A 15,275-nucleotide genomic window follows, 5' to 3' on the forward strand; every position below is an offset into this window, starting at 1 on the left:
ATCACACTGGCAATGGCGGCGGTAAAGCATCGTCATCGGCAGGTTCTTCGGCTGCCACAGGTGTCTGCACGATGTGCTGATAGTTCTTGGGTTCACGAGGTGTCTCACCTGCCATAATTTGTAATAGCTGCTCACGATCGATGGTTTCCCACTTCATAAGTGCTTCAACCATGGCATGCATTTTGTCATGATTTTCATCAATGAGCTGATAAGCAACACCATACTGAGCTTCCAAGATATGACGAATTTCGTCATCAACTTTTTGCTGTGTTGCCTCTGAGATTGTGCGGGTGCTGCCGCCAAAATAACCGCCATGCTCTTCTGCTTCATAGACCATCACCCCCAACTCATCTGACATGCCGTAGCGAGTTACCATGGCACGGGCAAGCTTGGTAGCGCGCTCAAAGTCATTAGATGCGCCAGTTGATTTGCGGTTTACAAAGATTTCTTCGGCGATACGCCCACCAAACAAAATGGAGATTTCATTAAGCATTTTATCTTTATAATTGCTGATCGCATCTTGTTCAGGCAATTGCCAAGTCACACCCAAAGCCCAACCACGAGGCATGATGGTAACTTTATGTACAGGGTCCGTACCAGGTAACAGCTCTGCCACCAATGCATGCCCTGCTTCATGGTACGCTGTTGCACGGCGTTCTTCTTCACGAAGTACCATCGATTTGCGTTCAGGTCCCATAAACAGCTTATCTTTGGCATCCTCAAAGTCATGCATATCAACGCTGTCTTTATTTCGGCGGGCAGCAAATAAGGCGGCTTCATTGACTAAATTGGCAAGCTGAGCACCGCTAAATCCAGGCGTACCTCGTGCCAAAGCATTGATATCCACGCCGATGGTCGCAGGTAATTTTTTTAAATGCACCATCAAAATTTGCTCACGGCCTTTGATGTCAGGCAAGCCAACTGAGACTTGACGGTCAAAACGACCAGGGCGTAGCAACGCCTTATCTAAAACATCGACACGGTTTGTAGCAGCAATGACAATGACGCCATCATTACCTTCAAAGCCATCCATCTCAACCAGCAGTTGGTTTAGGGTTTGTTCACGCTCATCATGACCACCGCCCATGCCTGAACCACGATGACGACCCACAGCATCAATCTCATCAATAAAGATGATGCAAGGTGCATTTTTTTTGGCTTGTTCAAACATATCACGCACACGGCTTGCACCCACCCCAACAAACATCTCAACGAAGTCTGAACCTGAGATACTAAAAAACGGTACTTTGGCTTCACCTGCGATTGCCTTGGCTAGCAAAGTTTTACCCGTCCCTGGAGGGCCAACCATTAAAACACCACGAGGAATGGTTGCACCCAACTTAGTAAATTTGCTTGGATCTCTTAAGAAATCAACAATCTCGGCAACTTCCTGCTTGGATTCTTCAACGCCAGCCACATCAGCAAAAGTCACCTTGACTTGATCTTCTGACAGCATTTTGGCTTTGGATTTACCAAAACTCATTGGGTTACGACCACCCATGCCGCCACCAGCACCGCCGCCGCTCATGCCTCGCATGATAAGCCAAAACAAACCGACAATTAAGAGAATTGGGAATGCTGCCATCAGAAGCTGCATGCCAATGCCTTGGCGTTCAGGTAGTGTACCTTGAACTTCAACATTATGCTCACGCAGTAGTGGCATCAATTCATTGTCAGTAATTTCAGGGCGTACTGTCTCAAATTCAGAACCATTGACTTTAGTGCCAGTAATCTCTTCGCCACTGATTTTTACATCTTTAATTTCGCCTTGTGACACTGCGGTCACAAATGCCGAATAATTCATCATATCGGCATCAGCTTTACCGCTATCAAGATTGCTAAAAATCACAACCACGATACCGATGATCGCCAGCCACAATAAGGTATTCTTCACCATGTCGCTCAAACTTTTCTCATCCTTAGCTTATGGATATTGGGGATTAATCCACCCAATGCTGATTAATTGTATATAATATATTGATGAATTTATCTATTTCAAGTAAACTCTATGATTGATTTATTTAATTGCCACCCAAAACATCTCTTTTGAGCGTGGGCGAGAGGCGGCAGGCTTAATGCTTTTAATTTTGCTAAATTGCTTTTGCATCTGAGCACGCAGCTCTTGAGAGCCTTCGCCTTGAAACACCTTCATAATTAATGCACCCCCTACTGGCAACACTTTCAACGCAAAATCCACCGCAAGTTCGCACAAATACATCATACGAGGCTGATCCACCGCAGCCATGCCAGAGGTATTTGGTGCCATATCCGATAATACCACATCCACAGCACGCCCACCAACTTCGTTCGTAATTTGGTTAAAAACGGCTTCTTCACGAAAATCGCCTTGAATAAAAATGACATTTTCAAGGGTATCCATTGGCAAAATATCTGATGCAATCAGTGTGCCTGCATCACCAACAAGCTGACCTGCCACTTGTGACCAGCTGCCTGGTGCTGAACCTAAGTCCACAACTGTCATACCTTTTTTAATCAGACCTGTTTTTTCGTTAATTTCAAGAAGCTTATAAGCAGCTCGGGCTCGATAGCCTTCTTTTTGAGCTTTTTGCACATAAAAGTCATCAATATGCTCTTTCATCCAAGCACGGCTAGATTTAGACAATTTTTTATTTTTAATTCGTGTTGCCATAAAAATTAATCATATTCATTTATAATCCAATCGACTAGTTTACCATTATTGACAACAAATTTGGTGAAATTCTGCTATAATAGCGTAATTATTTCTCACTCATTCATCACTACCATTTATCATTGGTAATTTTGGAATACTTATGAATAAAAACGCAAAATTACAAGACATTAAAGCCCTGCGAGGCATTGGCCATCATCTAAATCCAGTTGTCACCATTGGTGGTAATGGTGTTACTCCCAGCGTCATCGAAGAAGTCGCTCGTGCATTAACCGATCATGAACTCATCAAAATCAAAATCCCTGCTGGTACAGCTGATGACAGAAAAGCATATGTAGCTGCCATTGCCGATGCTACTGAGTCTGAGGTCATTCACCATATCGGACGCATGGTGCTGCTTCTGCGTACCAACGCCAAACCCAATCCCAAGCTATCTAATTTAGCACGATTTGGATTATAAACGGTTCGGTGAGTCTTAAAACATTACATCAGGCGATGGCGGCGACAGTCAAACGGTTTTTGCCAAATGATTTTTTTATTTATCAGCTAACAGCCATCACCGATAGTAGCGCTTATGATGATACTGTCAGATTAGATAATAGACCAGATAATCGATTAGTACCGCCTAAAATATACGCCTATATCGCCCAAATCACTGATGCTGTTGAAGTAGGATTTTTTGTTGAAAAAACTGCCTACACCCAAGACATTTTTGACAAGCAAACCAAAAATGTCTTAATGCAGCGTGCTGATTATTTATGGCAGTCTGAATGCTTTGAATGTTTTTTGGCACAAAAGTACTCAAGCCACTATATTGAGACAAATCTTGCCATCAATGGATGCTATAATATCTACCGATTTGATGGCTATCGCACGCCCAATCAGATGCCTCCTTTGGCAGACACTCAGCATACTTTATCCATACGACACATCGCTGTACTTGATGATGGTTATGTTTTAACATTTCATATTCGTCATCACAACCAAGCCCTTAAGCTTGGTGAATGTCAATTTAATTTAACGGCCATTTTATACCCAATCATCCACAAAGCATCTGTTGCGGTTTATTACGCCATTAAGCATACCAACCCGCCTAATTTTCATGAGCGTTCATGTTGGTTGTAAGCTATTGATTAATGATTTAACATTATTTTAAATAAAAAACTAAGCCCAGTTTAACTTAACTGGGCTTTTGTCATATCCAAAATAAACAGACTATTGTTCGTTTAGAGCAAGCATAATACCTGTATTTGCAGAAGCATCATTATAACGAGCATCACGCCATACACTGTAGCCATTATGCTGGCTATATGGGCTAAATTTTGGCTGGCGGAAATCTGATACCCATTGGCTGCCGTCATAAATCTGAATGTGACCGTGTGGGTTTTTTGCAGTACGATTAAATACAGCAATATCACCAACTTGTGGTACATAATTGCTATTATTCAATTTTGTAAATCCTGCACTTGCCAGTGTGCCATGTGCATATTGATAAGCGGAAGGCTGCGGTGTAAATTCATAACCTGCAGATTGTAATGCTTTACGCACATATAACGCACACCGCCCCACCGACCGACCCAGTGCAGCACGAGATGCCACAGCAGCAGCGACACTTGGAGCACTGCTTGCCGTCAAGCGTTCAACCGCAGAAACTGGTGATTGAAAATTGGTGCTGAAGTTTTGGATAGTGGCTGTGCTGGTAGGTTGATGATAAGCATGAGCTTGAGCATTTTGGCTGTTTGCTATCAAATCATTAATGACACTGTCAATATCGTCTGGGATACTGGCCACATAAGAGGTTTGGGTAGAGCTATTTGAATACGCACTTTGTGCCGCACTTGATTGTGCAACGGTCAGACTGACAGCTGACAGTAGCCAAAATACTCGTTTCATTTAGATTCCTCATACTTCAAAAGCTTGCTTGGCATTACTATCACAGACAGCGTTCATCCCATGGGTTAGTTGGTGGATGATTAGCCCCATTGCATCACTTCATCGGCATACATTTGATTGGTTTTGATTAAAGCTTGTGGCACACAGCATACATCCTTAGTACGCTAGAAAAATGATATCTTATTAAGGTGAGATTACCATTTCCTCAAAAGGCGTGATACACTTACTCTGCGGACACCATGTCCATAGATCTTTTTATTATTTAGGTAAGCTATGTCTGATTATACAAAAACCATTCCCATCAATGACTTGGTCACTAAAATTCGTCGACCCAATCATCTTGCCAGCCGTATCGAAAAACAAGCGGCTGCTGGTGCTGCTATTCCAAAACATTTGTTGCATCGGTATCATCATCTGCAACACCACACACAGCTAATTCGTCAAGCATGGGCAGGTTTATTGCCCAATGAGATACTGTCAGCCTGCCAAGTGGTTAATGTCTCATCGGTGGAGATTGCTCTAGCAATGAGTTCGCCAACCGCTGCCAATCACGCACGATATATGATGGAAAGTTGTATTCAAGCTTTACGCACTTATGATCAGCGTTTTTGCCAGTTACAATCAATCAAGCTGATTGTCTCATCAAAGACAACTTCGCCAAAATTGGTGCAATCAGACGCTCGCCCAAATAATTTAAAAAAGATCCTAAGCGAAAACACAAGACAAATGATAACACAGACCGCACAATTTGTCACACAAAATGAACGCTTAAATCAAGCTTTGACGCAACTTGCAAGGACAAATACCGATTCTAAAAAATAATTTTATTAATTAAATTTAAAGAGTTTATCTGAAAAAATTTTGTATAAACTTAGGTTTTAAATCGCAAATAGCCAACTATTTTTGTAATTTTTTGTAAATTAAATCCATTAACTTTGTGTAGATAGCTGGTTTTATTTAATAAAATTTTGGTTACCAATCCTTATAAAATCATCAATGTATCTGCCATCTTAATAAGTATTTTTAGGAGTTTGGTTTTTTATAAACTCAAAAATACACCCAATCCGTAACTTACGATTGGGTGTTGGGTGAGGTTAACATCAATATGATACAAAAAACCAAACTGTGTCTATTACCTTACAAAAACCTTGCCAAATAATTAAAATATTCTGACCTTTGCTTACTCAATGACACTTTAGCTAAACAGCAGCTACATAATTAATTGGACAAGATTTTTTGTCATAAAATGTTACAATTTCATAGCAACTTTTATCCACTAATACCTCTCGGATCAGTGCATTATTCAGTGCATGCCCTGATTTATAAGCAGAAAACTTCGCAAGTAAAGGGTGTCCAATCACAAATAAATCACCCACAGCATCTAGCATTTTATGGCGGACAAATTCATTGGGATAGCGTAAGCCATCTTGATTGACCACAGAATTCTCATCAAGTACGACAGCATTATCCAAGCTACCGCCCAGTGCCAAATTATTTTTTTGCAGATATTCTATGTCTTTTAGAAAGCCAAAAGTACGCGCCTGCCCCACTTCTGCGGCGAAATTTGCAGTATTAAAATCAAGCTGTGTTGTTTGTTCAGTAGCAGCGATGGCGGCATGATTAAAATCAATCTCAAAATCTAGCAAAAAGCCCTTATCATAAGGCTCAAGGCGTGCCCATTTGTCACCATCATTTACTTCAATCGGTGAAATTATTTTAATGAATTTTTTGAGTTCATCTTGCTCAGTGATACCTGCTTGATCAATCAGATACAAAAAAGGTGCCGCCGAACCATCCATAATCGGAATCTCTGCTGCATCCACTTGAATGATTAAATTATCAAGCCCATAAGCCGCAATGGCTGATAATAAATGCTCAACCGTACCAATTCTAGCATCTCCCAAAACCAAATTAGATGACATCATGGTATCTTGTACAAGCTCGGCTGCCATTGGAACTGTTGCACCAATATCGGTGCGTTCAAATATGATACCTGTATTAGGCTTGGCAGGCGACAAAGTGAGTGTCACTTTTTTGCCGCTATGTAGTCCGATACCTGTTGCTGTGATTGCTTTGGCTACCGTTCTTTGGTAGAGTTTTGTCATAATTATTCTCGTTATAATTCTCAGTCAAAACCGACAAAATTATTTCAAAATGTGTCATAGTAGTTTAACATTATGCAGGTTTTTTGTCATCTCTTGTCATAAGTAGATTATCAATCATTCTGTTTGGTTTATCTGATGATTTGTCAGCGATATTAAATTTTTATGATATTACACAAAGTATGTTGCACAAAATAAGCGTACCAAGCTTAAATCTCAAGACTGTTTCAATAAAAAAGCAGTGCTCAAAAGAACACTGCTTAATCAGATGGCGATCAATCAGGCGGTTACGCGTGTTTGATATTCGCCAGTACGCGTATCTACACGCACCACTTCATTTTGCTGAACAAACAATGGGACACGCACGGTTGCACCTGTTTCAAGGCGTGCAGGCTTACCACCACCACCTGAGGTATCACCACGAACACCCGGGTCAGTTTCAACGATTTCAAGCTCTACAAAGTTTGGTGGTGTGACCGACAGCGGCGCACCATTAAATAGCGTCAAAGTGCATAACGCATTTGAATTTTCTTTTAGCCACTGTGCAGCATCACCCATTGCGGTTTTATCTGCTTGCAATTGCTCAAAAGTCTCAGGGTGCATAAAATGCCAAAATTCGCCATCGTTGTATAGATAGTTCATTTCCACATCCACCACATCAGCACCTTCAAGTGAATCGCCTGACTTAAAAGTCTGCTCAAGCACTTTGCCTGTGCGTAGATTACGCAACTTAACACGGTTAAAAGCTTGACCTTTACCTGGTTTCACATATTCATTTTCAAGGATGGAACATGGATTCCCATCCAACATCACTTTCAAGCCTGCTTTAAAATCATTTGTAGAAAAACTTGCCATTATTTACCTGCCAGTTGTCAATCAGAGCATCGCTCAGTTAAAATTTAAATCATCATCTAAAAAATACGCTATAATGCAGCGTAACACTTCATTATATAAAGTTTTAGTAATTTTTGTCAAAATAAAACCATGATTTCTACAAAAAAAATTTATCACGCTGACTCATCTGATGATTTTCAAGATTGGCAAGCCGAGCTATCAGCAGCGGTCAGCGATTTGGATACTTTATTTACGCTGCTTGATTTACCAAAACAGGCTCATGCACATACGCCCAAGCAGTTTGGTTTACGAGTACCGCACGCCTTTATCAAAAAAATGAAAAAAGGCGATATTCATGACCCACTCTTACGCCAAGTACTTCCCGATGGACGAGAAAGGATGACCGTTGATGGCTATAGTACCGATCCTTTGGATGAAAATAATCACAACCCCATCAAAGGTTTATTGCACAAATATCAATCTCGTGTCCTGCTGACCGTGACGGGTGCATGTGCGGTACATTGTCGCTACTGTTTTCGCCAGCATTTTGATTATCATGCCAATCAACCAAGCACGCATGAAATGGATGAAGTGATGGATTACATCACCAAGCACACAGAAGTTAATGAGGTAATCTTAAGCGGTGGCGATCCTTTGAGCCTAAACAACAAGCGACTTAAGCTTTGGTTGGATAAGATTACTGCCATTGGTCACATTCGTACGGTGCGACTTCACACTCGCCTGCCTGTGGTATTACCTAACCGTGTGGATCATGAGCTCATTGCACTGATTCGTCATTATCAAAAAAATATCGTGATTGTGCTGCACATCAATCACCCCAATGAAATTGATGATCAATTGATCGCTAAAACCAAACAGCTCAAAGATGCAGGTGCAACTTTATTAAATCAAAGTGTGCTACTTGCCAGCATCAATGATGACATTCAGACTTTAAGTAAGCTTAATCAAGATCTGTTTGGTGCTGGAATCCTACCATACTATCTGCACATACTTGACAAGGTTCAAGGGGCGGCGCACTTTGACATCGATATTCATGACGCTGTTGGGCTATATTGGCAGTTGCTTGAAGCCTTACCAGGTTATTTGGTTCCTAAATTGGTTCAAGAGCGACCAAACCATCCATTTAAGACACCGATTGATATTTATCAGTATTCAAATAAAAAAATGAAATTAATGATAAAAAATGCTTGCAATCTATAAAAAATTTGGTAAAATAGCGTCCTATTATACAGGCGTATAGCTCAGTTGGTTAGAGCACCACCTTGACATGGTGGGGGTCGATGGTTCGAGTCCGTTTACGCCTACCAAATATAAACCCCTTGAAATTAGAATTTCAAGGGGTTTTCAATTCTCAATCAAACGATAACACTAAACCAAAGAAAATTTACCCACGCTCAGACCCAATATCATCTACAAAATTTCAAAAGCCTGCCACTTGATATTATAAAAAATTGTTTGGCAGAGTGTTCTGATAATTTAAGCGAACTTACGCATCACTTAACTGCCACACCATAAGCCAATATCTCAACACCACCTTGCACCTCGGTCATCTCAAATCTTAACCCATATAACGCATGACAGCCTGCATCATTCGCCTGACGCTTAGCACGCAGCACCACTTCTCGGCGAGCACGGTCAAGCAGCGTCTCATAGACGGTTAAATTTTTGCCAAATAAGCTTAACATCGCCGCTACAACCTGTTTGAATTTATCCTGAGCAATTACGACACTGCCAACCACCAAGATTGATTCATTGATACCTTTGGGTTCATAAAAACGCTCACTTGAGACTTGGATGTGCTGGTATTTTTGCTCATCTGCCATCAAGCTTTTTAGATGACCACGCTCGGCACGGGCACCAAAATACCAACCAGTGGTAACCAAAACAAGCCAAATCAGGCTTTTTATCAAAAAACTCTTCAAGGCTCATCAGAAATCAACCTACTGGCAACTCATCTAAGCTTTGCCCAAAAGGATCAAACTTCTTTTGTACTTTGACCGCCGTACCATAAACAAAAAGCTCTGATGCGCCTGCGGTGATATTTGATGTTGAAAAACGAATACCGACAATCGCATCAGCGCCTAATACTTGTGCTTTGGTAATCATACGATTCATCGCTTCTTGGCGTGCTTCTTCAAGAAGCTCTGTGTAAGCAGTCAGCTCGCTACCAACGATGTTTTTTAGTCCTGACAAAAAATCTTTGCCCACATGTTTACTACGCACAGTGTTGCCGTAAACCACATCCAATCTTTCGGTGATGATATGGTTGGGTAGGTATTCTAAATTTGATAATTGCATGACCATTCTCTGCATTGACTTAGATTTATCATAGTAATTTCATCATCTTAAGATAATAAAACAGGGCAAAGACAGCTGTCCCCACCCTGCCTAACTGATCTAAGAGTTCTTAGTCATCGGTATGAAATAATAAAAACAGCTCTGTGATATTATCTTCAAGTGCATTTGCCATTTGGGCTAGGGTTTCATCATCACGCATTTCATCCATTTCTTCATCAATGCCTGATAATAACACCATCGGTAAAGTTAGCATCGCCACATCTTCTTCGGTCGCTGCATCATCAAACCAATCCACATTTTCATCCGAGTACATCGCATCAACAAAACCAATTGCCCATGCTGCCAAGTCGCCATCTTCACTAAAATCTTCCGCCTCTTCACTGGCATCAAAGGGCAACTCGATAGGTTGCTCTGATTTTAGAGTATCAACCAACGCTTGTTGCCATGCCTTTAGTGCTGATTTGACCTCATCTGGCACTTGCGCATCTGCACCTTCAAAAAATGCCGATATCCAATTTGGTAGTGGCTTGCCCACCACAGTCGCTGTCAAAAATCCATGGGCTGCGATTGGATCTAAGCCCATTTCGTTAGCTGATGATTCTAAATACTCAAACAATTCTTGTTTATTCATAACAAACTCATTACTATTGTGGGTCAAATATTGTCGCCCAAAGGTGATTATGACAGCTTAATTTATATCCAAAACAATCTTTAGATTTTAAAAAATTAGAGTTTAAAAATCATCATCTAAATCATCATCTAAATCGTCAAATTCGGTAAAGTCATCACCATCCTCAAGCGCACGCTTTAACTTATTTAGACGCTGCTCTTCAAGCAAAGCATCAATTTTTAGGCGTTTTTCAAGGGGTTTTGTCTTACTTTCATCAACCAAAATGGCATCAGCATCTTCATCAAAATTATCATCATCAAAATCATCATTAATATTACTCATAATGACTCCCAGTGCGTTGAAATTTGTATACGACCTGACGCTTTATAAAAATCAGGTCTTTACTGTAGCCTTATAAAGCGAATTGAATATTTTGTCAAGCATTATCATCACCAAGTAGCGTTTTATCTCGTGCAATTTTTAGTCGATCAGCAGTGGCGCTCGTCATTCCAACAACTTCTCGGCTATCTCGTTCATGTACCGTACTTGGGTGCGTGATGGCGGATAAAGTCATATACATGGCGGCTTGATTACGCCCAGCCTCTGCAAAAATAATCAGTGACTTTTCTTTGCGGATGGTTAAGATGGATTTGGCAACATCTGACAATTCTGAATCACTGGTAACGGTCTTGATGGGTAAGGCAAAGCGTTTTAGTTCACGGTGCTTTTGATATACCACTTCATTGACCATCAATAAAAGCTGAGAAAGTAGCGCCGCCGCTGCCGCTGTTTTGGCATGATCATCCGTGGCATAAAGTGTCACTGATGCTCCTTGCTCGGTGAATGGGTTTTGGTCAATCATTGCCACGCCTGCAAATAAAGGCAACTCAAGCAATGCATGACACGCTCTTTCAAATAACTGATCACATAAAGCAAAATATGCATCTTTAGACTCAATGCTGACCGTTGTCAATAAGCTGTACGGATCTTGGAACTGAACTTGAACGGTATAAGCAGCAGCAAGTTCAAGCTTGGTATGACTTGGATTGCTTTGGTTTTCGGTTGATGTTGATGCGGTTATCTCGTCATCAGATACCACATCGTCATCTTCAGTTGATTGAATGTGTGTCGCAGGTTCGTCTGTAATTTGCTCGGGCAAAATACCTTTAGAAAGTAGCTCGGTACGCACTTCTTTGGCAATTTGGGATTTAAGTGCCTCGGTTGGACGCGCCACATAGCCATAAATCAGCCACAAGATGATATGTAGCCCAATCACGCTCAATAAAAATACCCAATTGCCTGACAAAATCTTGGCACGGCTGACTGTTTTGGCTTGTACAACCACTTTGCCAAGCACCTGATCCCCTGATATCACCACCTCTTCGGCACGATAGCCTTCTGCCGATTCTCCAAGCGGTACCAATACGCCGCCTTGGCTGTCATAAATACCCACATAAGCAATCATAGGCTCATCAACATAAGGCCCTGCAATGACGCTCATACTAACACGATCATAAGCTGCCAGTGGTGCTGCGATTTCCTGACTTAGCATCATAACACTGCGTTCAACCGCCTGTTGATTTTGTGTGCTGATGCCTCGCTCGGTGCTGATGACAAAAAATAATAAATGCAAAACCAAGCTCGCCAAAACGATTGCCGCAAAAATACCCTGTCTGGGTGCTAAGTATGTCATGAGAGTTGCCAAATCATAAAAATTAAATCCTAGTATTATAGCATTAATTATTTCAATAGCTATGGGCTTGACAGGATTTTATCAGCTTATCAATGAAAATTTGAGCAATACCATCGTGGCTATCTCAGTATTTTTTAAAAATTAAAAAATCAGTTTGATGGATTAAACCCATCTTGCACCTAGAAAATTCGCTTTAAGTCTTTTAAAATACCTGATTAACTGCTAATATGTAAAATTCTATTCAATCATAATAGCTACCCCAAAGGTTTGATATGTCTTTTACTTATGCTCTACCAAAAAATAGCCAAGCATGGCAAACCGCTTTAAATACCGTTGCTCATCATTTGCCAAATGAGGTGATTGGTTATGATTTTACCGCCAATGACATCACAGCAAAACTATCACAACTGCCTTTATTTGCTATCATTGTGGTGACACCATCAAGCCAAGAAGCCGATATTGATACTTTGATGCAAAACTGGGTAGATACCGAAGCTCATTGGCAACTGTCTGTCGTTGAAGATGATAATATTGCCAAGGCTCACGCACATCTGATCAGTGTCGATTACCCATTAGCCAAAGTGAATATTCATCGTTATCTATTAGCACCAAAGCATGACATGGGTCAAATCAGCAAAACTGCGGCGGCACATATCATTGATGACCAAATCACCAGTTATTTATCAAATGTTATTCGTGCTGATGTCCATATTTTATCAGTAGACAAAATGCTCACACGCCATCGCTTGGCATGTTTTGATATGGATTCAACGCTCATTGAAGAAGAGGTGATTGTTGAATTGGCAAAATTTTGTGGTATGGAAGAGCAAGTTTCTATCATTACTGAACAAGCCATGCGTGGTGAGATTGATTTTGCCACAAGTTTTGCCCGCCGTGTTGCACTTTTAGAGGGCATACCTTTAGATAGTATTGATGAGATTATCGCCAAACACATTCACATTCAGCCAGGTGCTGTTGCTGCCATGCGTGCACTTAAGGCCATTGGCTATCATACAGTACTCATTTCAGGTGGCTTTGAACCCTTTGCCAAACACATCAGCCAAGTTCTTGGCATGGATGAATATTATGCCAATCCTTTACTTCACGATGGCAATGCCTTAACAGGCATGGTAGATGATAATATTTTAGACGGTCATCAAAAAGCCCTTATCGTCAAAAAAGTAGCTGAACGCTTAGGGTTGCCCATGCAACAAGTCATCTGCATTGGCGATGGTGCCAATGATTTACCCATGATGGCAAATAGCGACCTTGGCATTGCCTATCATGCCAAGCCGATTGTGCAAGCCAAGGCATCGGCTGCGGTTAATATCACAGGGCTTGAAGGTGTCATTTATGCCTTAGGTCACAGGCTAGATTACCAATCTTGATTTGTGTTTTATACAATTTAATTTAATTAATTTAATTAATTTAATTTAAAAATTTAAGGAAATATCATGTTTACCTTGCCTATCATTCATGTAAAAACTGACCCTTTAGATGCATTATTGGCAATCATGGGTTTGCGATTACAAAACCTTGCCAAATCACGCAATAATGAAGCATTCAACCAGCTTATCAAAGATAAATCGCTGTGCATTCAATTTACCGCACCCAATGTTGAGCGTTATTTTCGCTTTGAGCAAGGGTATTTTGGACAGGCTTTAGGTAAAGCTGGTCATCCTGATTTGACGATTGACTTTAAAGACTCACTAACAGGTGCAAAATTATTCACCAAAGGCGATGTTGCAGCATTAATGACCGCCATTCAAGATGGTGATGTTAAAATCATGGGTGATTACAAATTGGTACTTTGGCTTGCAGGTATTGGTAAACAAGCCGCCAGCATTCCCAAAGAATATCAAGGATATATTGATGCCATTAAGCCATACGCCAAACGCACCAAAGGTTTTTTTGACGGCATCAAGCAAAAAATGACCAAATAATTGACTTAAAAAACCATCAGCTTTGAGGTGCATGAGACATGCCCATGAAATGCGGTTGCTATTTGGCAAATTTTTGAGTACAATTGTTTACCAAATTTAAGCGAGATTGATTAATGAAGATACTTATTTCAAAGGAAGAAATCGCACGCTTATTCGAGCTACCTTTGATGGATTTGCTGATGCAAGCACAAACGGTACACCGTGAGCATTTCAACGCCAATGAAGTACAAATTAGTACGCTATTATCTATCAAAACGGGTAATTGCCCTGAAGACTGTGGCTACTGTTCTCAATCAGGTCATTACCGAGATAAAACAGGTCTGACCGCCGAAAAGCGTTTAGAAATCAAAAAAGTGCTTGCCGCTGCTCGCCGTGCCAAATCACAAGGTTCATCACGCTTTTGTATGGGTGCAGCTTGGAAACACCCCAGCGAAAAAGACATGCCTTATTTGGTGGATTTAATCAGTGAAGTTAAGGCCATGGGACTTGAGACTTGCATGACTTTAGGTATGCTAAAGCCAGAACAAGCCAAAACTTTGGCAGATGCAGGCCTTGATTATTATAACCACAATCTTGATACCTCTCGCAATTACTATGATACGGTAACAAGCACACGCACTTATGATGAACGGTTGGCAACCATTAGCCATGTGCGTGATGCAGGTATTAATGTTTGTTCAGGGTCTATTGTTGGTATGGGTGAGAGTCGTGAAGACCGTATTGATTGGGTGTATGAGCTGACCCAAATGCCCATTCCACCGCAGTCCATTCCTGTTAATTTACTTGTACCGATTGCTGGTACGCCACTTGGTGATAAAGTCATTGCCGAAGGTCGATTATCGGTCATTGAATGGATTCGTACCATTGCGGTAACTCGTATCTGTTGCCCAACAAGCTATGTCCGCCTATCTGCTGGGCGTGAAAGTTTAAGTGATGGTGAGCAAGCATTGGCGTTTATGGCAGGTGCAAACTCATTTTTTTATGGTGATAAATTACTCACCACAGGCAATCAGTCCACATCACACGATGACCGTCTGATGGCTGAGCTTGGGTTAACGCCCTCTAAACCTGCCCCAAAGCCCAAAATTATTGATGCTATGAGTGGTGCGGTGATGACTGCCGAGATGCCCCATAATTGCCCACTGTCAGCATAGCTTTAATGGTTTATCTTTAACAGCAACCAAATCATAAAAAATAGCAATAAAGATCACCATGCTTGATTGTGATAGAT

The 15,275-nt window shown here is 41.1% G+C and carries 17 protein-coding genes and 1 tRNA gene; 8 read left to right on the plus strand and 10 right to left on the minus strand.

The window, feature by feature from the left end; all coding sequences use genetic code 11:
* Position 1: 1 nt before the first annotated feature.
* Positions 2–1,897: an ATP-dependent zinc metalloprotease FtsH gene (gene ftsH / locus A4U55_RS04625; RefSeq protein WP_003665239.1), complete on the minus strand. Its 1,896-nt coding sequence runs from the start codon at positions 1,895–1,897 to the stop codon at positions 2–4.
* A gap of 120 nt (positions 1,898–2,017) precedes the next feature.
* A complete protein-coding gene (locus tag A4U55_RS04630) occupies positions 2,018–2,650 on the minus strand; it encodes an RlmE family RNA methyltransferase (protein ID WP_063454065.1) in 633 nt (210 codons plus the stop codon).
* Positions 2,651–2,792: 142 nt separating this feature from the next.
* Here A4U55_RS04630 and A4U55_RS04635 point away from each other — a divergent pair, with 142 nt between their 5' ends.
* Both A4U55_RS04635 and A4U55_RS04640 read left to right on the plus strand, forming a co-directional pair.
* Positions 2,793–3,110 (plus strand): YhbY family RNA-binding protein, encoded by a 318-nt coding sequence (locus tag A4U55_RS04635; protein ID WP_003659060.1) that lies wholly within the window; start codon positions 2,793–2,795, stop codon positions 3,108–3,110.
* Between the two features lie 8 nt (positions 3,111–3,118).
* Positions 3,119–3,775, plus strand: a complete 657-nt coding sequence (locus tag A4U55_RS04640; RefSeq protein WP_003659059.1) for a DOMON domain-containing protein — start codon at positions 3,119–3,121, stop codon at positions 3,773–3,775.
* 90 nt (positions 3,776–3,865) lie between these two features.
* Here A4U55_RS04640 and A4U55_RS04645 read toward each other — a convergent pair whose 3' ends face one another.
* Positions 3,866–4,543 (minus strand): CHAP domain-containing protein, encoded by a 678-nt coding sequence (locus tag A4U55_RS04645; RefSeq protein ID WP_003660818.1) that lies wholly within the window; start codon positions 4,541–4,543, stop codon positions 3,866–3,868.
* Positions 4,544–4,816: 273 nt separating this feature from the next.
* Between A4U55_RS04645 and A4U55_RS04650 the strand changes: the two genes are divergently transcribed.
* Positions 4,817–5,365, plus strand: a complete 549-nt coding sequence (locus A4U55_RS04650) for a hypothetical protein (protein WP_003659055.1) — start codon at positions 4,817–4,819, stop codon at positions 5,363–5,365.
* 377 nt (positions 5,366–5,742) lie between these two features.
* On the opposite strand, the gene lpxC is transcribed toward A4U55_RS04650, so the two are convergent.
* Positions 5,743–6,648 (minus strand): UDP-3-O-acyl-N-acetylglucosamine deacetylase, encoded by a 906-nt coding sequence (gene lpxC / locus A4U55_RS04655; protein WP_003659054.1) that lies wholly within the window; start codon positions 6,646–6,648, stop codon positions 5,743–5,745.
* A gap of 276 nt (positions 6,649–6,924) precedes the next feature.
* A complete protein-coding gene (efp, locus tag A4U55_RS04660) occupies positions 6,925–7,500 on the minus strand; it encodes an elongation factor P (RefSeq protein WP_003659052.1) in 576 nt (191 codons plus the stop codon).
* Positions 7,501–7,629: 129 nt separating this feature from the next.
* Here efp and epmB point away from each other — a divergent pair, with 129 nt between their 5' ends.
* Positions 7,630–8,700 (plus strand): EF-P beta-lysylation protein EpmB, encoded by a 1,071-nt coding sequence (gene epmB, locus A4U55_RS04665; RefSeq protein ID WP_049166866.1) that lies wholly within the window; start codon positions 7,630–7,632, stop codon positions 8,698–8,700.
* Positions 8,701–8,730: 30 nt separating this feature from the next.
* A tRNA-Val gene (locus A4U55_RS04670) sits at positions 8,731–8,807 on the plus strand.
* A 186-nt stretch (positions 8,808–8,993) separates the two neighbouring features.
* Here A4U55_RS04670 and A4U55_RS04675 read toward each other — a convergent pair.
* The 5 genes from A4U55_RS04675 to A4U55_RS04695 all read right to left on the minus strand — a co-directional run bounded on the left by A4U55_RS04675 (position 8,994) and on the right by A4U55_RS04695 (position 12,101).
* Complete coding sequence (locus tag A4U55_RS04675; RefSeq protein ID WP_003659048.1) at positions 8,994–9,410, minus strand: YbjQ family protein; 417 nt, start codon at positions 9,408–9,410, stop codon at positions 8,994–8,996.
* 25 nt (positions 9,411–9,435) lie between these two features.
* Positions 9,436–9,798, minus strand: a complete 363-nt coding sequence (locus tag A4U55_RS04680; protein WP_003660823.1) for a YbjQ family protein — start codon at positions 9,796–9,798, stop codon at positions 9,436–9,438.
* Between the two features lie 109 nt (positions 9,799–9,907).
* Complete coding sequence (locus tag A4U55_RS04685; RefSeq protein WP_003659046.1) at positions 9,908–10,429, minus strand: UPF0149 family protein; 522 nt, start codon at positions 10,427–10,429, stop codon at positions 9,908–9,910.
* A 102-nt stretch (positions 10,430–10,531) separates the two neighbouring features.
* Complete coding sequence (locus A4U55_RS04690) at positions 10,532–10,750, minus strand: PA3496 family putative envelope integrity protein (protein WP_003659044.1); 219 nt, start codon at positions 10,748–10,750, stop codon at positions 10,532–10,534.
* Between the two features lie 94 nt (positions 10,751–10,844).
* Positions 10,845–12,101, minus strand: coding sequence for a hypothetical protein (locus A4U55_RS04695; RefSeq protein ID WP_003659042.1), 1,257 nt, complete (start codon positions 12,099–12,101; stop codon positions 10,845–10,847).
* Positions 12,102–12,373: 272 nt separating this feature from the next.
* Between A4U55_RS04695 and serB the strand changes: the two genes are divergently transcribed.
* The 3 genes from serB to bioB all read left to right on the plus strand — a co-directional run bounded on the left by serB (position 12,374) and on the right by bioB (position 15,198).
* Positions 12,374–13,489, plus strand: a complete 1,116-nt coding sequence (gene serB / locus A4U55_RS04700) for a phosphoserine phosphatase SerB (protein ID WP_063454066.1) — start codon at positions 12,374–12,376, stop codon at positions 13,487–13,489.
* 66 nt (positions 13,490–13,555) lie between these two features.
* The gene (locus A4U55_RS04705; RefSeq protein ID WP_063454067.1) at positions 13,556–14,044 is read left to right on the plus strand and encodes a hypothetical protein; all 489 of its coding nucleotides are present in this window, start codon (positions 13,556–13,558) and stop codon (positions 14,042–14,044) included.
* A 113-nt stretch (positions 14,045–14,157) separates the two neighbouring features.
* Positions 14,158–15,198: a biotin synthase BioB gene (gene bioB / locus A4U55_RS04710; protein ID WP_003659038.1), complete on the plus strand. Its 1,041-nt coding sequence runs from the start codon at positions 14,158–14,160 to the stop codon at positions 15,196–15,198.
* The last annotated feature ends 77 nt before the right edge of the window (positions 15,199–15,275 follow it).

This window comes from Moraxella catarrhalis, assembly GCF_001632285.1.
GTDB classification, from domain to species: domain Bacteria; phylum Pseudomonadota; class Gammaproteobacteria; order Pseudomonadales; family Moraxellaceae; genus Moraxella; species Moraxella catarrhalis.

Coding starts and splice junctions, on each gene's coding strand:
- ftsH (WP_003665239.1), bottom strand. CDS start 1,897: ATGGTGAAGAATACCTTATTGTGGCTGGCGATCATCGGTATCGTGGTT.
- A4U55_RS04630 (WP_063454065.1), bottom strand. CDS start 2,650: ATGGCAACACGAATTAAAAATAAAAAATTGTCTAAATCTAGCCGTGCT.
- A4U55_RS04635 (WP_003659060.1), top strand. CDS start 2,793: ATGAATAAAAACGCAAAATTACAAGACATTAAAGCCCTGCGAGGCATT.
- A4U55_RS04645 (WP_003660818.1), bottom strand. CDS start 4,543: ATGAAACGAGTATTTTGGCTACTGTCAGCTGTCAGTCTGACCGTTGCA.
- A4U55_RS04650 (WP_003659055.1), top strand. CDS start 4,817: ATGTCTGATTATACAAAAACCATTCCCATCAATGACTTGGTCACTAAA.
- lpxC (WP_003659054.1), bottom strand. CDS start 6,648: ATGACAAAACTCTACCAAAGAACGGTAGCCAAAGCAATCACAGCAACA.
- efp (WP_003659052.1), bottom strand. CDS start 7,500: ATGGCAAGTTTTTCTACAAATGATTTTAAAGCAGGCTTGAAAGTGATG.
- epmB (WP_049166866.1), top strand. CDS start 7,630: ATGATTTCTACAAAAAAAATTTATCACGCTGACTCATCTGATGATTTT.
- A4U55_RS04680 (WP_003660823.1), bottom strand. CDS start 9,798: ATGCAATTATCAAATTTAGAATACCTACCCAACCATATCATCACCGAA.
- A4U55_RS04685 (WP_003659046.1), bottom strand. CDS start 10,429: ATGAATAAACAAGAATTGTTTGAGTATTTAGAATCATCAGCTAACGAA.
- A4U55_RS04690 (WP_003659044.1), bottom strand. CDS start 10,750: ATGAGTAATATTAATGATGATTTTGATGATGATAATTTTGATGAAGAT.
- A4U55_RS04695 (WP_003659042.1), bottom strand. CDS start 12,101: ATGACATACTTAGCACCCAGACAGGGTATTTTTGCGGCAATCGTTTTG.
- serB (WP_063454066.1), top strand. CDS start 12,374: ATGTCTTTTACTTATGCTCTACCAAAAAATAGCCAAGCATGGCAAACC.
- A4U55_RS04705 (WP_063454067.1), top strand. CDS start 13,556: ATGTTTACCTTGCCTATCATTCATGTAAAAACTGACCCTTTAGATGCA.
- bioB (WP_003659038.1), top strand. CDS start 14,158: ATGAAGATACTTATTTCAAAGGAAGAAATCGCACGCTTATTCGAGCTA.